This window comes from Lysinibacillus sp. FSL M8-0216, assembly GCF_038595555.1.
Lineage (GTDB): Bacteria > Bacillota > Bacilli > Bacillales_A > Planococcaceae > Lysinibacillus > Lysinibacillus fusiformis.
This window is the reverse complement of record NZ_CP152007.1, coordinates 983,770-1,000,841: the sequence shown is the minus strand read 5'-3', so window position 1 is coordinate 1,000,841 and position 17,072 is coordinate 983,770. Positions and strand designations below refer to the sequence as shown.

Sequence of the window (17,072 nt, the reverse complement as noted above, 5' to 3'; positions counted from 1 at the left end):
ATGAAAAGGAGAGTTACATATCTTCTGCTTCTTGCGCTTCATCTACAGAAGCTTGAATTTCTGTTAAATCGATATCATACTGAAGCAAATGCTCCCAATCGTCAGCATTTAATAAATCAAGCTGGGCTTCAACAAGCATTTTGAAACGATTACGGAACACCTTAGATTGTTTTTTAAGTTCATCAATTTCAATTGTAACCTTACGTGCTTTCGTTAAAGCATCATTAACGATTCGATCAGCATTTTTCTCTGCTTCTTTGACAATAAGCTTTGCCTCTTTTTGAGAATTTCTACGTACTTCATCTGCAGCTTCTTGTGCAACCACAATAGACTTTTGTAATGTTTCTTCTAAAGAGCTAAAATGCCTCGCTTGCTCTAAGGCCATTTCTAGTTGCTTATCAACCTCTTTTTTTTCACGCAGCAAAATTTCATAGTCTTTAATGATTTGATCTAAAAATTCATTTACTTCATCTTCAGCATATCCTCTGAAAGCTTTTGTAAACTCCTTATTATGTATATCAATAGGTGATAATGGCATACTATCCTTCTCTCCTTTTCGTGTACATTCGTAATTCCTATTATACAATTCTTCCGACAACTTAGCAGTATAAAATAATGAAATTTACTTTTCTTTTAGCTTTTTTGAGCCAATCGACCGACTTGTAGACGGATTTTATCTTTTTTTGTACGGCCTTCTGTCATAATTATTTTCAAACGACCGCTCCCTCTTATCGATAAAATATCCCCTTCTTGTAATTCAAAAGCAACGGCATCACGCTCTGTCCAATTGACACGCACTTTTTTACCAGTAATTAAAGCTTGTGCTTTTTGACGAGACACTTTCAAAACGGTTGCCATAATAACATCTAATCGCATGGAGGTAACCGTGTGAGATTCCTCCAGCCATTCATCTTCATTGATAAGGAGCGGCGCCTGTTCTTTAAGGGATTCAACATGTACCTTTACTTTACCAATGCCTGTTAAATGTAAACGTACATATTCTGCCACTTCTCGTGCAACGACAAATTGGATTTGATGCTCACTCACGCGAATATCACCAAATTTACTACGATTTAACCCTAATGATAACAAGGCTCCTAAAACATCAGGATGGCGTAATTGTACAAATTTAACGGGATACTGAAGTGTAAAAGCTGTCAGTTGAAAGTCTTTATCTGTAGGCTCATAGTAGGCTGGATAAATGAGCATACGTTGTCTCTCCGCCTCATTAAATAACCCCGCACATAATGTATTCATTGAGTCATCCTGTCCAATAATAGATGTCACTATAAAGCGCTGTCTTGGATCAAGAAAATCAGTCAGCTTAGGTGCATAGCGATCCTCTACCTCCCGCTGCCAGCTTATTACCTGTTCAATAAAAGGTTGCTCATCTTTCCGAAAATGCTGAATCAAGTGCTCCATCTCGTTGTCTCCTCTTTCATCGTTCCTATTTGCCTCATGGATTGGATAAACATAGTATTCCCAATCATTGGTACTTTGACATCATGGCATTAAAATTTTTTCGAGTTCACTCGAATAGCCACTTTAAAATTCGCGACGTCTGCTTTTCTTCTATTTTCAATATAAATAAAAAACCCCCACTAAAACGTGAGGATTTTATATTTATACGAACATAAGAAATAATTTCTGAATGACTATCACAAGTCCTCTTTCAATAAAATTCAGCATAAAGATTGCCACAATTGGTGAAATATCAATCATACCAAGCGGTGGGATAAACTTTCGGAATATCCCCAAATAAGGCTCACACACTTTTTCAAGCATTCGTCCAATGGCTGAATTTTGAGCGGCAGGCACCCAAGACATTAAGATATATGCAATTAGCATAAATGAATAAATCCTAAATGCTAATGATACATAACCAAGTATTATAAAAAAAGTCATATAAACTACAATCCTCGCTATTAATTATCGTCTAAAATAAAGTTCGTAATTTCACCAGTCACTTCTACGCTGTCTGGAGTGCAAAGGAAAATATCTTTCCCAATACGTTGTATATCCCCTGCAAGGGCATAAACTGTGCCACTTAAAAAATCAATAATGCGTTTACCTTGCTCTCGCTCAATACGTTGTAAATTAACGATAGCTGCACGTTTATTTTTTAAATGTTCCGCGATATCTTGTGCTTCTGCATAGACTCTAGGCTCTATTAAGACAACTTTTGCTCCTTTGGAACTCATTGCAGCTTGTAAGCTGACAATATTATTCGGAGTAGCTGTACTTTGCGGCACAATTTCATGGATCGATGCCTTACGTTCTTTAATTGTTTTTTTAGGCTTTACTGAATGAATCGGTTGCTGTTGTTGTTGTTGTACGGGTTGTTGCTGCTGAATAGGAGCTTGCGTGATTTCTTCTTCTAATTCTTCTTCAAGGTAAAAGAAGTTTTTAATTTTATTTTTCATGCTCATCCTGTTCCCCTCTTTCATTTCCAACAAGAGCCGTTCCGACTCGAACAAAAGTAGCCCCTTCCTCTACCGCAATTTCAAAGTCATTAGACATGCCCATTGATAACTCGGTACAAGGTGCGTGTGCGAATCCTTGCTCGGCTATTTGCTGTTGACATTGTTTTAATTGCTTAAATACAGAACGAATAAGTGTTTCGTCTTCTGTGTTTGGTGCCATTGTCATTAAACCGACAACTTCGACTTTTGTAAAACCTTTCAATGATTCTACAAAAGGTAAAACTGCTTCCATGCTTAAACCATGTTTTGATTCTTCCCCTGAAACATTTACTTGTATAAAACATTTTACAGGCTTTACTGCTCTTTTTTCAATTTCTTCTGCCAAACTCAAACGATCTAATGAATGTAAATAATCAATGCTGTTAATCACTTGTTTTACTTTACGTGTTTGTAGGGACCCGATATAATGCCAATTGACATGGGCTTGAATCGCAGATAGTTTACGATTTAAACCTTCAGGTCGGTTTTCTCCTAAATGAGTCAATCCAGCTTCGATTGCTTCTTGGGTTCTTTCTACAGAAACCTCTTTCGTCACAGCTATTATTTGAACATTATTGGCTTCACGATTGACTCTTGTTTCTGCTGCTGCTATTAAATCATTTAGTTTGTTTAAATTTGCTAAAATTTTTGTCACTGTTTTTCCCAACTTTACAACATTAGTTTCTCTTATTGTAACAAGCAATGCTTGATTTATCAATGAATAGCCTGACCTATGTCAGCCTTTTAGGAAAGTGCCTTTACCAAAATGACATCCTTGCCAACGACAAGCACATCTTTCATATACACTTTTCTTACAGATTCTTCTCCTTTAAAAAAACCAAGATATTTTCGGGGCTCGGCAATTAAAAATGCTGTTACATAGCCCGTTTCTTTCGATACCTCTGCATCTACCACAAATCCTATAAATCGCCCATTTCCTGCTTCAATTACTTCTTTTTGTTGTAATAATGAGAACCGCAATGAAAAACCTCCTCTATCCATTACTCTTTCATCTAAATTATTTTTCTCTATCATCAAACTTTGCTGTCTCTTTATATTTATGTATCAATCGTTCATTGAATGAAGATAAAATGCGCACCGAATAATTCGATGCGCATTTTTTTATTTGTAATCTTTTTGCATTGTTTCAATTGCATTTTTTTCAAGACGTGAAATTTGTGCTTGTGAAATGCCTAATTCCTTAGCAATTTCAGTTTGTGTTTCACCATAATAAAAACGTTTTGCCACGATCATTTGCTGACGTTCATCTAGTTTTTGCAAGCTTTCCTTTACCGACACATAGGCAACCCATTGATCTTCTGATACATCATCATCACGTAATTGGTCCATCATATAGACAGCGTCCCCTCCATCTGAATATATGGGCTCTTGTAATGACATTGGGTCTTGAATTGCATCTAAAGCAAATAAAACATCTTCTTTTTTCATCTCGATCATGTCAGCAATTTCTTCAATCGTTGGTTCGCGCAAATTTTCGGTTATCCACTGTTCTTTTGCTTGCATTGCCTTATACGCAATATCTCTTAAAGAACGAGATACTCGTAATGCATGATGATCACGCAGATGGCGACGAATTTCACCAATGATCATTGGGACAGCATATGTTGAAAATCTCACATTATGTTTTAAATCAAAATGATCAATGGCTTTCATGAGGCCAATACAGCCTACTTGAAATAAATCATCTGCCTGTTCACCTCTATAGGCAAATCTACCAACAATACTTAGCACTAACCTTAAATTGCACATGACAAGCTCTTCTCTGATTTCAGTTTCACCAGCTTGTAAACGAATGAAGAGTTCCTTCATTTCCTCGTGCTTTAAAATTGGCAAAGTCGATGTATCTAAGCCGCAAAGATCTACTTTTGTTCGCATATTCGATTCCTCCGGATGTTATTCTCTGACTAAACCGTGACATCAGTTTGTCCGAGAGAAACAAGAATATGCACAAAAGCTATGACCAATTTTAGGTAGGTTAATTTTCCCTTTCTAAGAAATTGGCTGATTTAAATTTTCACGTAAATCCTGAATAATTTTCTTTTCTAAGCGGGAAATATATGATTGTGATATCCCTAAATGATCTGCCACTTCTTTTTGCGTCATTTCCACTTTCCCATTGAGACCAAAACGGCATTCCATAATATATCGTTCACGTGCACCTAATAAATTAATGGCATGGAACATATGCTGACGTTCAATTTTTTTCTCTACATTATCAAGAATAATGTGCTCTTCTGTACCTAAAATATCTGATAGTAATAATTCATTTCCATCTGCATCAGAGTTTAATGGTTCGTCTAATGACACTTCACCCTTCATACGACTAGTTTTTCGTAAGTGCATTAAAATTTCATTTTCAATGCATCGTGATGCGTAAGTTGCAAGCTTAATATTTTTATCTGTATTGAACGTTTCAATCGCCTTTATTAACCCGATAGAACCAATGCTGATTAAATCTTCGATTGGCGTCCCCGTATTGTCAAAACGTCTAGCAATATAAACAACAAGACGTAAATTACGTTCAATTAGTGTGTCTCTAGCACGTAAATCACCTTTCATAAAGGATGCAATGACTGTAACTTCTTCTTCTCGACTTAGTGGCACTGGCAATGAATCATTTCCCCCTATATAGTACGTTTCACGACTACGAAACTTACTCCAAAATTTTTTCAAGCTAGCAAGTAGCCTAAGAAGCAATAGTTCTCCCCCTCTATGAGTTATTTGAAAGCGCTGAAAAATGTAAAATTGCTGCTGTGCTATGTGGAAAATTTTTAGCCTTTTTTGTTAAAACGATATATTCATTCGATTTCACCTGCGAAGGCTCCCCCTTTATAAGCCATTCATCAAAGCGAAAACCTAATACAACAGTTTGTTGCTGTACAGTATTGATATGAATAAATCGTATATAACGCTGATAGTCTTCTGAAAACATAGATACATTGTACGGATCTGTTTCTTGCCATTCTATTAATGATTTGCGGAAATCCGCAGGTAAATGTGGACTTAAAGCTGTATATGAGACGAAATGAACGGGCTTACCTGAAAGCGGCTCAATTGCTTGGTTACCTGTATCCACAAATGCTGAAAGTGGTATTATTGCACCAAAAATTTTTAAAGTTGTGTCAAATACAAATTGTCCACTTAAACGCTCTAGCTTCACAAATCCCCATTGCTTATAGAATGCAACGAGATTTAAAACTGCGAGTACAAAACAAATCATTATAAAATGGGTGGCAGAAAGATTTTTTAAAAAAGGTTGTAGTGCTGTTAACAATCCGCCGATAACGATCGTTGCTGTTAAAACGATCGGTCCTTGCTTCTGGAAGCTCCGAATCCTAAAGCGAAAAGCTATACCTATAAGTAATATAAAACTAAGAACCGTTGTCCACAGCATTTGACCGCCAATTACAGCTACTAAACTACTACAAAACGAACTCATTAATAATCTTGAATTCTTGACTAGAACCCCTGTTACTCTTGCTGTAAACGTGAGTATCGCTAGATTAAAAAGCGTATTAATGAGCACCAGCCATTCTCCATACATAACAGCCGCCTCCTACTTACAAAGTTAGCATGTTACTCCCACAAATATTGTCAAACAATCGCATCATTTCCTTAAAATGTTTTGACAAAATACATGGTTTCCTTACACAAATGAACATCTCGACAACAAATTTAAAAAGCTCGTATTTTACATATGTAAAATACGAGCTTTTTAGAAGTTGTTTGATTTCAATTAACCACGATTTTTGCGATTACGTAAAAATGCTGGGACTTCAAGCATGTCATCCTGTGCATACTGTTGCTGATTTTGACGTGGCTGCTCTTGTTGAACATGCATTTCTTGTCGTTGTTCACGAATTGGTGCTTGTTGTTGTGGAGCAGACTGTCTATTTATATTGAGTGATGGTTTTACTGTATGACGTTGTTGTTGTAAAGCTTCTTCCGTAAAACCTGTTGCGATAACTGTCACAATGATTTCATCTTTTAGGTTTTCATTAATGACAGAACCGAAAATCATATTTACTTCTTCATCAGATGCAGAAGCTACGATATCTGCTGCTTCTTGTACTTCAAATAAGCTAAGATTAGAGCCACCTGTAATATTCATAAGAACGCCTTTAGCACCATCGATAGACGATTCTAGTAAAGGACTCGAAATGGCTTTCTTTGCTGCTTCTGAAGCACGGTTTTCACCAGTAGCAATACCGATACCCATTAATGCTGAGCCTTTGTTTGACATAATTGTTTTCACGTCTGCAAAGTCTAAGTTAATAAGACCAGGTGTTGCGATTAAATCAGAAATACCTTGGACACCTTGACGAAGTACGTTATCTGCTTCTCTGAAAGCTTCTAGCATTGGTGTTGATTTATCGACAATTTGTAATAACTTGTCGTTCGGGATAACAATTAGCGTATCCACGGCTTCTTTCATACCACCAATTCCGCCGATAGCCTGTGTTTGACGTTTACGTCCTTCAAACGTAAATGGACGTGTCACAACACCTACTGTTAGTGCTCCTAACTCACGAGCAATTTGTGCAATTACTGGCGCTGCACCAGTACCAGTGCCTCCACCCATACCGGCAGTGACGAATACCATGTCTGCGCCACGTAGAACCTCTTCTAATTGCTCACGGCTCTCTTCAGCCGCTTTTTTTCCTACTTCTGGATTAGCACCTGCCCCTAATCCACGCGTCAGTTTAGCACCAATTTGAAGCCTAACCTCTGCCTTTGATAAATTCAATGCTTGTGAATCTGTGTTAACTGCGATAAAGTCAACACCTTGTACACCATGTTCTATCATTCGATTGACAGCGTTGTTACCGCCGCCACCAACACCTATGACCTTTATTACTGCAAGTTCATCTACATTTGTATCAAATTCTAACATCTCTTTTTCCTCCCACGGTAACTCGACTCTGTATCAATCATTACGCATTCTAGTTAATCAAAAAACTTATCAAATAATTTTTTTGCTCTCCCGATTACGCTTTCTTTTGGTTCTGAAGGTGCAGAATACTCTTGCTTTTTAGGCATAGCTGCTTGAGCTCCTACAGCTGCATATTCAACAGGTTGCGTATTCGTACTTTTACCGTAAAAATCATCTTCTAAATAGGCGTAACGAATAAGTCCAACCGCTGTTGCAAATGAAGGCTCTCTAACGCCAATATAATCGGGTGTATAAATTCTTACACGCGTTTGTAGAATTTGACGTGCTAACTGGGCGATACCTTCAAGTTTAGCAACACCACCAGTTAAAACAACGCCACCAGGTAAATCTCTAACACCTAGACGTGCTAACTCGTCAATCACTAATTCTAGTAATTCTTCTAGGCGAGCGCCAATAATTTCTGAGATATAGCGTTGGCTATATTGATCAGTAGAATCTGTTCCTACAATTGGTACTTCAAAGATTTCATCGTCAGATGCATCATCATAAAAGGCATGTCCAAATTGGTGTTTGATATTTTCAGCTTGTTCTGTTGGTGTCTTTAAAACGATGGAAATATCTTTCGTTATATGATCACCACCAACTGGTAGGACGCCTGTATGCGTTAACAATCCCTCTTCAAATACCGCGATTGTAGTAGAGCCGCCTCCTATGTCTACAAAGGCAGTTCCTTGGTTTTTTTCATCTTCAGTTAATGCAAAGTAGCCTGATGCTAATGGTTGCAAATATATTTCTCGTATACTTAAACCTGCACGCTCAACACAGCGAAGAACATTGTGTAAAAGCGTTTTGGATGTCGTTATCATTGTTGCATCCATTTCTAGACGGATGCCAATCATACCACGAGGATCTTTAATTTCATCAAGGTTGTCCACAATAAACTGTCTTGGAATGATGTTAACTAATTCACGTTCAGGAGGTATTGACATGACTTGTGCAGATTCTACCACTCTGTCTAAATCATCATCTGTAATTTCTCTGTTTTCACTATTTACAGCGACAACACCTTTAACTAGCTGTAACATCGTTTGGTTAGCAGGAACGCCTAGAACGACTTCTTGAATTTGATACCCTGTCATTCGTTCGGCTTGTTCTACTGCTTTTCGAATAGATTGAACTGTTGCATCGATGTCAACAATTGCTCCTTTTCGAACCCCATTCGATTTTACATTTCCGACGCCAATTACATGTAATTGTCCGTCACTCATTTCACCTATTAATACCTTGATAGAGGAGGATCCAATATCAAGTGAAATGTATAAATCTTGCTGATTCAATTCGCTGCACCTCCTTGAAAAATGCTCTTATTTTCATTCTATTGTAAATTTGGCATAATGTCTAAGCAAATCGAGTATTTTGGTCAATTTTTCTCTTAATCTATGGAAGTTTTTTCTTTCTTGTGACGTTTCTCATCCAAGCGAGTTAGTAATATACGCCTAATTATTGCAATATTTTGGAATAAACGTACTCCGAAAGCGAAAATAGCTGCTAAATACAAATCTATCCCTAAATTCACACCTATAAACGCTAACCCTGCTGCGAGAACTATATTAAAAAAGAATCCTGATACAAAAACTTTATCGTCGTACACTTGCTGTAATTGAGCACGGATACCACCAAATAATGTATCTAAAGCTGCTAAAACTGCTATTGACAGATAATTTTCATACATAGAGGGGATTTGTATATTTGTTAACAAGCCAAGGGCAAGTCCAAATATCAAACCTAAAAATGGTAGCCACATAAATTAATCTCCTTTTTTTACCTCTGCTAAGTAATCATTTGTCAATGGCTGATCAAATGCTGGAATTTGTAATTGATCTATTGGCTCTTCAATTACTAAATTATAATTATCTAAATAAAATGAATCTATAAACGTCGAGGCTTGAAGCGAATTATACATTTTTTGAGCTGCTTTATAGTCGCTTGTCCCAACATATATATCAAATTTAGGTGACAACAATGGTACACTATTCACCGTTGTCTTCCCATTAATGTCCCGAATGGCCGTTGTTTGAACAACACGATTGCCATCTATTGAAACACTGGTTGCATCGTTTTTAAACAGCGTATTTAATAATTGAGTTAATAAATCGGGCGATATTTCTTTAATTTCATAGCCCATCTCTATTAATTCAGGTGCTGGTTCAATCCGAAGTATGACACCAGGCCCTATCACTTCTGTTAGTCCAGCCTGTTGCTTTAAACGATTTAATGTTTCATGTAAAGCTGCTTGCTGATTTACTTTTTCAGATTGCTCATAGCGATCCACTACTTCATGAAGTGAGCGAATTTCTGCCAGTAATGCGGAATGCCTTTGCTTTTCTTGTGCTAATTCCTCTCTTATTGCCCAAATATCTCGTGTATCTCGCTCTGCTGGTTTTTGTATGGTATTGTATTGTACCGCTATCATCAAACCGATAATAAATAGCACGATCGTTATTCGGGTGTACATATTTCTTCGCAAAATAGCCCCTCCTAGACGTATCGTATGCCCCTCAGTAGTCAATGTAAAACTTCCCTAGAGGCTGAAATTAGACTTTAAACATGAACTAGGACTTGTCCTTAACTTTCTACTTTTACTCTTGGCATTGTAAGTTTCTGATGTTCTTCTAAAGACACCACAATATTGTCATTTAATAATTGATCAACGACACCGCCATTTAAATTTAAAGAAGCCATTAAAGTATCGGAATCTCCTACAGCTTCTATTACAAAAGGAGCGGGATGCTGTGTACCATCAATAGTTATTACTGGACCATTACATCTGATATAGGAATTGGCCAAGACACGTTGCCCATTAATAGCAATTGCTTGAGCACCCGAAATTTTCAATTCATTCAACAATTTAAAAACATGGCTTTCATGAACGATATAATCATTCGGATTCAAAGATTTTGGATCATAATCACCATCTTGGAGAGTAATCCGTATTCCTTTTCCATCACTCTTCAACTCACCAAGTAAGAGCCGTAAATCCTCCGCTTGTTCAACAAGCTTCTTATAGTCTTTCTCATCAGAAGCAAATGATTTCTCATACTTCCGAATTTGTTCCTGTAGGCTATTTAACTCTTCCGTTAGCTCTTTATTGCGTTCTTGCTGAGTGATCAATTCCTCACGATAAGAATCTTCTTGCTCATAAAGCTCTGAATTAATTGTACCTGCTTCGCGGTTATCTTTTGCCTGATTATATGAATAGCCGATGATAAACCCTGTTGTCACACAAACAATCAATAGTTCAAATTGTTTTCTAGAAAAAAAACTCCCTTTGCTATTCTTCTTGTTGTTCATCTTCTGTCACTTCCTGGTCAACCATTTCCCCATCTTCATTAGCTTCCATGTCGATGCTTATTTTGTTGTACTCCTCGTTAAAAGGACGATAATAGGAACCGACCTCTAAATCAATTACACCTTTTTCTAAATTTGCAATTTGTGCAACAATGGAGGGGTAATAATTTAACTTATCTGCAAGCGTCTGAATAATAGCTCGTACCTCATAGCCATCATTCATATAAAGCTTTACCGCGTTCGGATTTGTATCATTACTATTCGTGTTAACCTGAGAAATTAAAGCTAATACTTCTGGTTTTAATTGTGCTAACTGTGCAACTAGTTTTTTAATTGTTTTTTCACCAGTAATTCCAATAAAAACAGGGGCATCAATTGGAGTATCATTCCCTTTTTGCTCAAAACGTTCACCATTTTCAAGCAACGGATAATAGGTGCCGTCCCCAGCCAAATACGCAACTTTTTTCCATTCCTTCACATCTATCGTTACGCCTCGAAGCCAGCTACGTTTAACATGTGCTTCTTTTACCCATTTATCCTTTAACAGAAGATTCTCCACGTCTTCTATTTTGAACCCCCACATTGATTTACCTAGCGCAAGGGTACTTGTCTCCACATAATGTTCATTATCTACCAGCTTCGCACCATTGACTGTTATTTTATTGATGTTACTGTAAGGAGATTGAAAATAAAGGAGTACCGCTAACACAATAAAGAAAAGTAATATTAGCACGATAAATTTACGATTTGTACGCTTTTTTCGTCGCTTTTTTAGCGTAGGTATACGATCTTCTATATCAATTACTTTCTCCAAAAAGTACTCCTCCTTTATATTTATTTCGCCAATTGATAAATAATACCTATTATTAACCACATTGTGACTAAAGATGTTCCTCCATAGCTAATAAAAGGCAATGTAACACCGGTTACAGGTACTAAACCTATTACTACAGCTATATTAAGAAACGCTTGCACCATCAGCATTGTGACTAGCCCTATAATCGCATAATAGGATGTTCGATTTTTAGCCTGTACAGCAAATCGATAGCCCGCATAAATTGTCAGTACGAATAGTGCTAAAATAAAGAGACCACCAATCAAGCCGACTTCTTCCAAAATAATAGCGTAAATAAAGTCATTTTGTGGCTCAGGCAAATATAGAAACTTTTGCCGACTTTGTCCAAAACCATGACCAAAAATTCCGGCAGGACCAATCGCCATTAGTGATTGCACTGCTTGGAACCCACTTACCAAGGGATCAGCCCATGGATCGAGGAATGCTTCTATTCGCTTTAGTCGATATGGTGCAGTTGCAATTAACCCTACTAGTCCCGCTATACCAACCAACATAATCATGGCATATAGCTTTAACGGGTACCCAGCGACAAAAAACAATAAAAATACAGCCACAACAAGAATAAATACTGAACCGAAGTCAGGCTGCAACATAATCAAAGCAACAGGGATTAATAGGATTAAAGCATGGCGCCAATTAACAACGGGCGTCCCTGTTTTATGCTGCGCTAAAATATGACTCAGGTAAACAATGACAGTTATTTTCGTTAGCTCCGCTGGCTGGATTGTCAATGGACCAACCCCTATCCAGCTTTGCGAACCATTTCGAACTAGCCCAATACCAGGTATTAACACTAGAACAAGTAAAATTAACGAAAATATATAGGCCATTTTCCAAAAGGACTGCTCTCTCAAAATATTTAATCGAATTGTGATTAAAAATACAATTATGGCTACCACAAAGTATACGCTTTGCTTCATATAAAACGGCATTTTTCCACTATAATGAATGGCACTCCAATAAGTCCCCGCAGAATAGACGAAAATAATGCCGATTACTGATAGCATCAAAGTTGTGACGAGCAATAAGTAACTTTCTTTCCCTCTCAGTAATGCCATCCTTCCAAGTCAAGTATATTCTAAAATAGTTACAGGCTCATTACAGCTTCATTACAGCATCAATAAAAACATCTCCGCGTATTTCAAAGCTGTCATATTGATCCCAGCTTGCACATGCTGGAGATAATAAAATAATATCTCCCTCTGCTGACATCGGTGCTGCATAGTGTACAGCGTCCTCCACATTTTGAGCGATAACTGTTTGTTGGACACCACATGATTTTGCAAATTCAACAAAACGTAGTCCAGTTTCTCCGAATGCGACGACGCCTTTCACATGATTCATACTTGATCGAAGCTCCTCAAAAGAGTGTCCTCGATCTAAACCACCTGCTAGCAAAATAACCGGCGCTTGGAATGCGTCTAAAGCACTTTTTGTTGCTAAACAGTTTGTAGCTTTGGAGTCATTATAAATCTTCCGACCATTCCATTCGCGTACGAATTGAGTACGGTGTCTCACTCCGCCAAATGTTGCTAAAACCTCTTCCATCTTCCCTTTGTCACAGCCAACTAAAATACAGGCTGCCACTGCTGCTAGGATGTTCTCTAAATTATGCTTACCAGGCAGCGCGATATTCGCCCGGTCCATATAAGGTTCCCCTTGCCAATATATCGTTGTCTCATCTGCACTGATTCCGTTGACAGTACGTCCATTTGAACTGAATGGAATTTTTTGTGCATTTGATTGCGCTGCATATCCAACTACAATTGGTTGATCAGCATTATAAATAAAGTAATCACTTTCATCTTGATTACGCGTCACAGCAAACTTCGCTTCAGCATAATTATCAAATGTTCCATGATAGTCAAGATGGGCATCATAAAGGTTTGTTAGAATAGAAATTTTAGGCTTAAATGTTTTAGTCCCCATCAATTGGAACGATGACAGCTCCGTTACAATAATGTCATCTTCATTAGCTTCTTTAGCGACGCCACAAGCAACTGTACCAATATTTCCTGCAATCAAAGGATTTTTACTTCCGTTGTTCAACATATCGAAGATTAAAGTAGTCGTCGTTGTTTTACCATTCGAGCCTGTAATACCTATAAATGGTGCATCACTTATTAAATAAGCAAGTTCAATCTCCGTCCACACAGGAATATCGCGATGTAGAGCATCCGCTACAATGCGATTACTATAAGGAATGCCTGGGTTTTTAACGACTAATTCAAAACCTTCATCCAGTAAATCCTCAGGATGGCGGCCACAAATCACGGTAATCCCCCTTTGTAATAGTCCCTGAGCATCAGGGCTTTCATCAAATGGTTTGGAATCATTGACTGTGACAAAGGCGCCGAGCTCATGTAAAATTTCTGCAGCTGCCACACCACTTTTTGCTAGGCCTAACACAAGTACTTTTTTATGTTGTAAATCTGTATAGTTTTTCATTAAAACGCCTCCGATAAGACTGCAATCAATGCTACTGCTAGGGCAGTTGACCAGAAGACAAGCACTACTTTCCACTCTGACCAACCTGATAATTCAAAATGGTGATGGATTGGACTCATCTTAAAAATACGCTTTTTACGCAGTTTAAAGCTTCCTACCTGTAAAATAACGGATAATGTTTCGATGACAAATACCAAGCCAACTAGTAATAGTAAAAACTCTTCTTTTACTAATACCGATACCATGGCTAACGCCCCACCTAATGCTAATGAACCCGTATCACCCATAAATACTTTTGCTGGATTCGCATTAAATAATAAAAACCCTAATAATGCTCCTGTAACAGCAAAGGCAAATAAAGCAATATCAGCTTGGCTTTGGAAAAGTGCAATAACACCAAATGCCGCAAAAGCAATCGATGCAGTTCCTGCCACTAGTCCATCTAAACCATCTGTTAAATTCACCGCATTGGAGAAACCTACTAACCAAAAAATTAAAAAGGCAACATAGAAGACACCAAGATCAACTGTCCAATTTGTAAATGGAATAGCAAGTGTTGTATCAAACGATCCAACATGCAGTAGAAAATATGCAAGGATGGCGATAACAATTTGACCAATTAATTTTTGAAGAGAGGTTAACCCTAAATTCCTTTTAAATACAACCTTCAAACCATCATCCAGTAAACCTATTAAGCCAAATCCTGCTAATACTAGTAAAAGTACTACGGTCTGTGTCGTTAATAAATCTAAAAAGCTTCCTACACCAACAGTTGTTAGGACGATAGAAATTAAGAAAATTATACCGCCCATTGTTGGTGTACCAGCTTTTTTCATATGTGATTTTGGTCCCTCTTCACGAATACTTTGCCCAAACTTTAGGCGTCGAAGAAGTGGAATACTAATTGGTGCCAGGATAACTGTTACTATAAAAGCAAGAGCTAAAATGGTAAGTGTTGTTGCGAGTTTCATTGAAAAATCTCCTTTAAATCTTGTTTCACTTTCTTCGTTAGGAAAAAAGCATAAACTTTCATTTATTTATTACTACCCTTCATAATAATAGTGGTTCTTTCCCATTTTTTAAAGGTAAAGTTATTTCAGTTCTCCAAATATAAATGAATGGTACCATCTTGTTTGATAACACTATCCACTTCAGGTAACTGGTTACCAATTTTAGTCCCTTCTCCATGCCATTCTATACGGAATGGATAAAACTGCTTGGCAATATCATCCTTTGTTTGCCCGATAAAATTCGGTACCTTCACAGTAATTGGATCCCCATAACGATAATCCTTTTCGAGCTGTTCCTTCGATTTTTCAATACCTATAAACGGTGCAACATCCTCAATAATTTGCCCAACAATAGGTGCTGCTACAACGCCACCAAACTGCGTCGTCTTTTTAGGGTTGTCGACTGCTACATAGACGACAATTTGCGGATTGTCGGCTGGCGCAAAGCCAATAAATGATACGATATATTCTCCACTTTTGTAACGGCCGTTTTCAACCTTTTGTGCTGTTCCTGTTTTACCGCCAATTCGCAAACCATCCCGGAAGGCTTGTCGACCTGAACCATTCGCTACAACAGACTCCAATGCGCCCCGAACCTTTGCAGAAGTCTCCTCACGAATTACCTGATTTTTGACAACAGGTTTAGTTTCCTGTATGACTTCGCCTGTATTAGGATTAAATACTTTTTTCACAACATAAGGCGTATAAAGCTTGCCTCCATTTATTGCTGCTGCTACCGCTTGAACTTGCTGAATTGGAGTTACCGCTACCCCTTGCCCAAATGAGGTTGTTGCCTGTTCAACAGGTCCGAAGGCTTCCTTAGAAAATAATATTCCTGAAGCTTCACCAGCAATATTGGAACCAGTCTTTTGACCAAAGCCAAAATCTTTAATATATTGCAATAGTCGCTCATTACCTAACCGCTGCCCTAATTCAATAAAGCCTGGGTTACAGGAATTCTCCACAACTTCTAAAAAGGTTTCATGTCCATGCCCTTCACGCTTCCAACAACGAAGTCTTGCTCCAGCAACCATCGTATACCCTGGATCATAAAAAGTATCATGCTCTAAATCCACTAAATTTTCTTCCAATGCAGCGCTAAGGGTAATAATTTTAAAAGTAGAACCAGGCTCATATGTCATCCACACTGGTAAATTTCGATTATAAATCGCAGGCTCGACTAATTGATATTCAGCCGGATTAAAGGTTGGATAGGAGGCTAACGCTAAGATTTCTCCATTATTTGGATTCATAGCAATAGCCAATGCTTGGTCCGCTTCATAGCGCTCCATAGCCTGTGACAATTCACGTTCAACGACCTGTTGGACATCGACATCGATCGTTAGCTCAATAGTTGCCCCATCCTCGCCAGCCTTCCAAGCACTCGCGACATTCGGTAAATTATTGCCCTTTGCATCGGTAAATAGGCGAATTGCAGATGAATTAGCCTGCAAAAACTTATCATATTCATATTCGATACCAGCTAAGCCTTGTGCATCATACCCTGTAAAACCTAAAAATCGAGATAAAAGTGTCCCATATGGATAGTCTCTTGAGTAGTCGACACCACTATATAATCCTTCAATTTGTAAGCCTTGTAATTCCACTGCTTTTTCATAGGGGATATTTTTCCCCTCAGGCGCTAGCTTTACTAAATAGGCTTTTTTCTTCATCTTCTCTAAAAGTTTCTCTTTGTCCACTTCTAGAACTTGCGCAATTTTTTCAGCTGCCCCTTCAATATCTTTACTCTGGGAAGGCATAAAATATAATGTTGGTGCTAGCTTATTGGTTACAATACTCTCACCATCTCGATCAGTAATATGCCCTCGTTCATTAGCAAATGGGATTTCTCGGTCCCAGTTCTCTTCTGCCTTCGTTGTCAGTTCCTTTTGATCCAACACTTGCAAAAAGAAAAGCCTAATCACTATCGCCACTGCCGCACACATAAACAACACATATAAAATACGTAAACGCTTTTTAGAATGGATAGAAATCCACTTCATTCGACATCACACCTTGTTTTTTACAACGTA

The 17,072-nt window shown here is 37.9% G+C and carries 19 protein-coding genes; all 19 read right to left on the bottom strand.

The annotated features are described in order from the left end of the window. Nucleotides 1–13: 13 nt before the first annotated feature. Nucleotides 14–538 (bottom strand): DivIVA domain-containing protein, encoded by a 525-nt coding sequence (locus MKX57_RS04635; RefSeq protein WP_008173848.1) that lies wholly within the window; start codon nt 536–538, stop codon nt 14–16. 95 nt (nt 539–633) lie between these two features. Next, a complete protein-coding gene (locus MKX57_RS04630; protein WP_239354247.1) occupies nt 634–1,422 on the bottom strand; it encodes an RNA-binding protein in 789 nt (262 codons plus the stop codon). Nucleotides 1,423–1,623: 201 nt separating this feature from the next. Next, nucleotides 1,624–1,905: a YggT family protein gene (locus MKX57_RS04625; RefSeq protein ID WP_008173852.1), complete on the bottom strand. Its 282-nt coding sequence runs from the start codon at nt 1,903–1,905 to the stop codon at nt 1,624–1,626. 20 nt (nt 1,906–1,925) lie between these two features. Next, nucleotides 1,926–2,429, bottom strand: a complete 504-nt coding sequence (locus tag MKX57_RS04620) for a cell division protein SepF (protein WP_342550824.1) — start codon at nt 2,427–2,429, stop codon at nt 1,926–1,928. Continuing rightward, nucleotides 2,413–3,117, bottom strand: a complete 705-nt coding sequence (locus MKX57_RS04615) for a YggS family pyridoxal phosphate-dependent enzyme (protein WP_164908764.1) — start codon at nt 3,115–3,117, stop codon at nt 2,413–2,415. Before MKX57_RS04615 ends, MKX57_RS04620 begins: the two co-directional genes overlap by 17 nt. An 89-nt stretch (nt 3,118–3,206) precedes the next feature. Next, complete coding sequence (locus tag MKX57_RS04610; protein WP_025113853.1) at nt 3,207–3,443, bottom strand: YlmC/YmxH family sporulation protein; 237 nt, start codon at nt 3,441–3,443, stop codon at nt 3,207–3,209. 141 nt (nt 3,444–3,584) lie between these two features. Then, entirely contained in the window at nt 3,585–4,358 is a 774-nt protein-coding gene (gene sigG, locus MKX57_RS04605) for an RNA polymerase sporulation sigma factor SigG (RefSeq protein ID WP_025113852.1), read from the bottom strand. A gap of 114 nt (nt 4,359–4,472) precedes the next feature. Then, nucleotides 4,473–5,180: an RNA polymerase sporulation sigma factor SigE gene (gene sigE, locus MKX57_RS04600; RefSeq protein WP_025113851.1), complete on the bottom strand. Its 708-nt coding sequence runs from the start codon at nt 5,178–5,180 to the stop codon at nt 4,473–4,475. A 13-nt stretch (nt 5,181–5,193) separates the two neighbouring features. Further along, nucleotides 5,194–6,027: a sigma-E processing peptidase SpoIIGA gene (locus MKX57_RS04595; RefSeq protein ID WP_089985278.1), complete on the bottom strand. Its 834-nt coding sequence runs from the start codon at nt 6,025–6,027 to the stop codon at nt 5,194–5,196. A gap of 192 nt (nt 6,028–6,219) precedes the next feature. Next, entirely contained in the window at nt 6,220–7,377 is a 1,158-nt protein-coding gene (ftsZ, locus tag MKX57_RS04590) for a cell division protein FtsZ (protein WP_008173868.1), read from the bottom strand. A gap of 53 nt (nt 7,378–7,430) precedes the next feature. Continuing rightward, on the bottom strand, nt 7,431–8,714 hold the full coding sequence (gene ftsA / locus MKX57_RS04585; RefSeq protein ID WP_008173870.1) for a cell division protein FtsA: 1,284 nt from the start codon (nt 8,712–8,714) through the stop codon (nt 7,431–7,433). Between the two features lie 95 nt (nt 8,715–8,809). Then, on the bottom strand, nt 8,810–9,181 hold the full coding sequence (locus tag MKX57_RS04580) for a small basic family protein (protein WP_008173872.1): 372 nt from the start codon (nt 9,179–9,181) through the stop codon (nt 8,810–8,812). Between the two features lie 3 nt (nt 9,182–9,184). Beyond that, nucleotides 9,185–9,904 carry a DUF881 domain-containing protein gene (locus MKX57_RS04575; RefSeq protein WP_090001944.1) on the bottom strand — a complete coding sequence of 240 codons (720 nt, stop codon included), beginning with the start codon at nt 9,902–9,904 and terminating at the stop codon, nt 9,185–9,187. 98 nt (nt 9,905–10,002) lie between these two features. After that, nucleotides 10,003–10,728, bottom strand: coding sequence for a DUF881 domain-containing protein (locus tag MKX57_RS04570; protein WP_008173876.1), 726 nt, complete (start codon nt 10,726–10,728; stop codon nt 10,003–10,005). After that, nucleotides 10,709–11,539, bottom strand: a complete 831-nt coding sequence (locus MKX57_RS04565) for a cell division protein FtsQ/DivIB (RefSeq protein ID WP_342550823.1) — start codon at nt 11,537–11,539, stop codon at nt 10,709–10,711. The genes MKX57_RS04570 and MKX57_RS04565 overlap by 20 nt, the downstream gene beginning before the upstream one ends. A gap of 20 nt (nt 11,540–11,559) precedes the next feature. Beyond that, the gene (gene ftsW, locus MKX57_RS04560; protein WP_008173880.1) at nt 11,560–12,639 is read right to left on the bottom strand and encodes a putative lipid II flippase FtsW; all 1,080 of its coding nucleotides are present in this window, start codon (nt 12,637–12,639) and stop codon (nt 11,560–11,562) included. 40 nt (nt 12,640–12,679) lie between these two features. Continuing rightward, the gene (murD, locus tag MKX57_RS04555; RefSeq protein WP_008173881.1) at nt 12,680–14,029 is read right to left on the bottom strand and encodes a UDP-N-acetylmuramoyl-L-alanine--D-glutamate ligase; all 1,350 of its coding nucleotides are present in this window, start codon (nt 14,027–14,029) and stop codon (nt 12,680–12,682) included. Then, the gene (mraY, locus tag MKX57_RS04550) at nt 14,029–15,000 is read right to left on the bottom strand and encodes a phospho-N-acetylmuramoyl-pentapeptide-transferase (protein WP_036123778.1); all 972 of its coding nucleotides are present in this window, start codon (nt 14,998–15,000) and stop codon (nt 14,029–14,031) included. Before mraY ends, murD begins: the two co-directional genes overlap by 1 nt. A 125-nt stretch (nt 15,001–15,125) precedes the next feature. Then, the gene (locus tag MKX57_RS04545; protein WP_008173886.1) at nt 15,126–17,042 is read right to left on the bottom strand and encodes a stage V sporulation protein D; all 1,917 of its coding nucleotides are present in this window, start codon (nt 17,040–17,042) and stop codon (nt 15,126–15,128) included. Nucleotides 17,043–17,072: the final 30 nt, after the last annotated feature.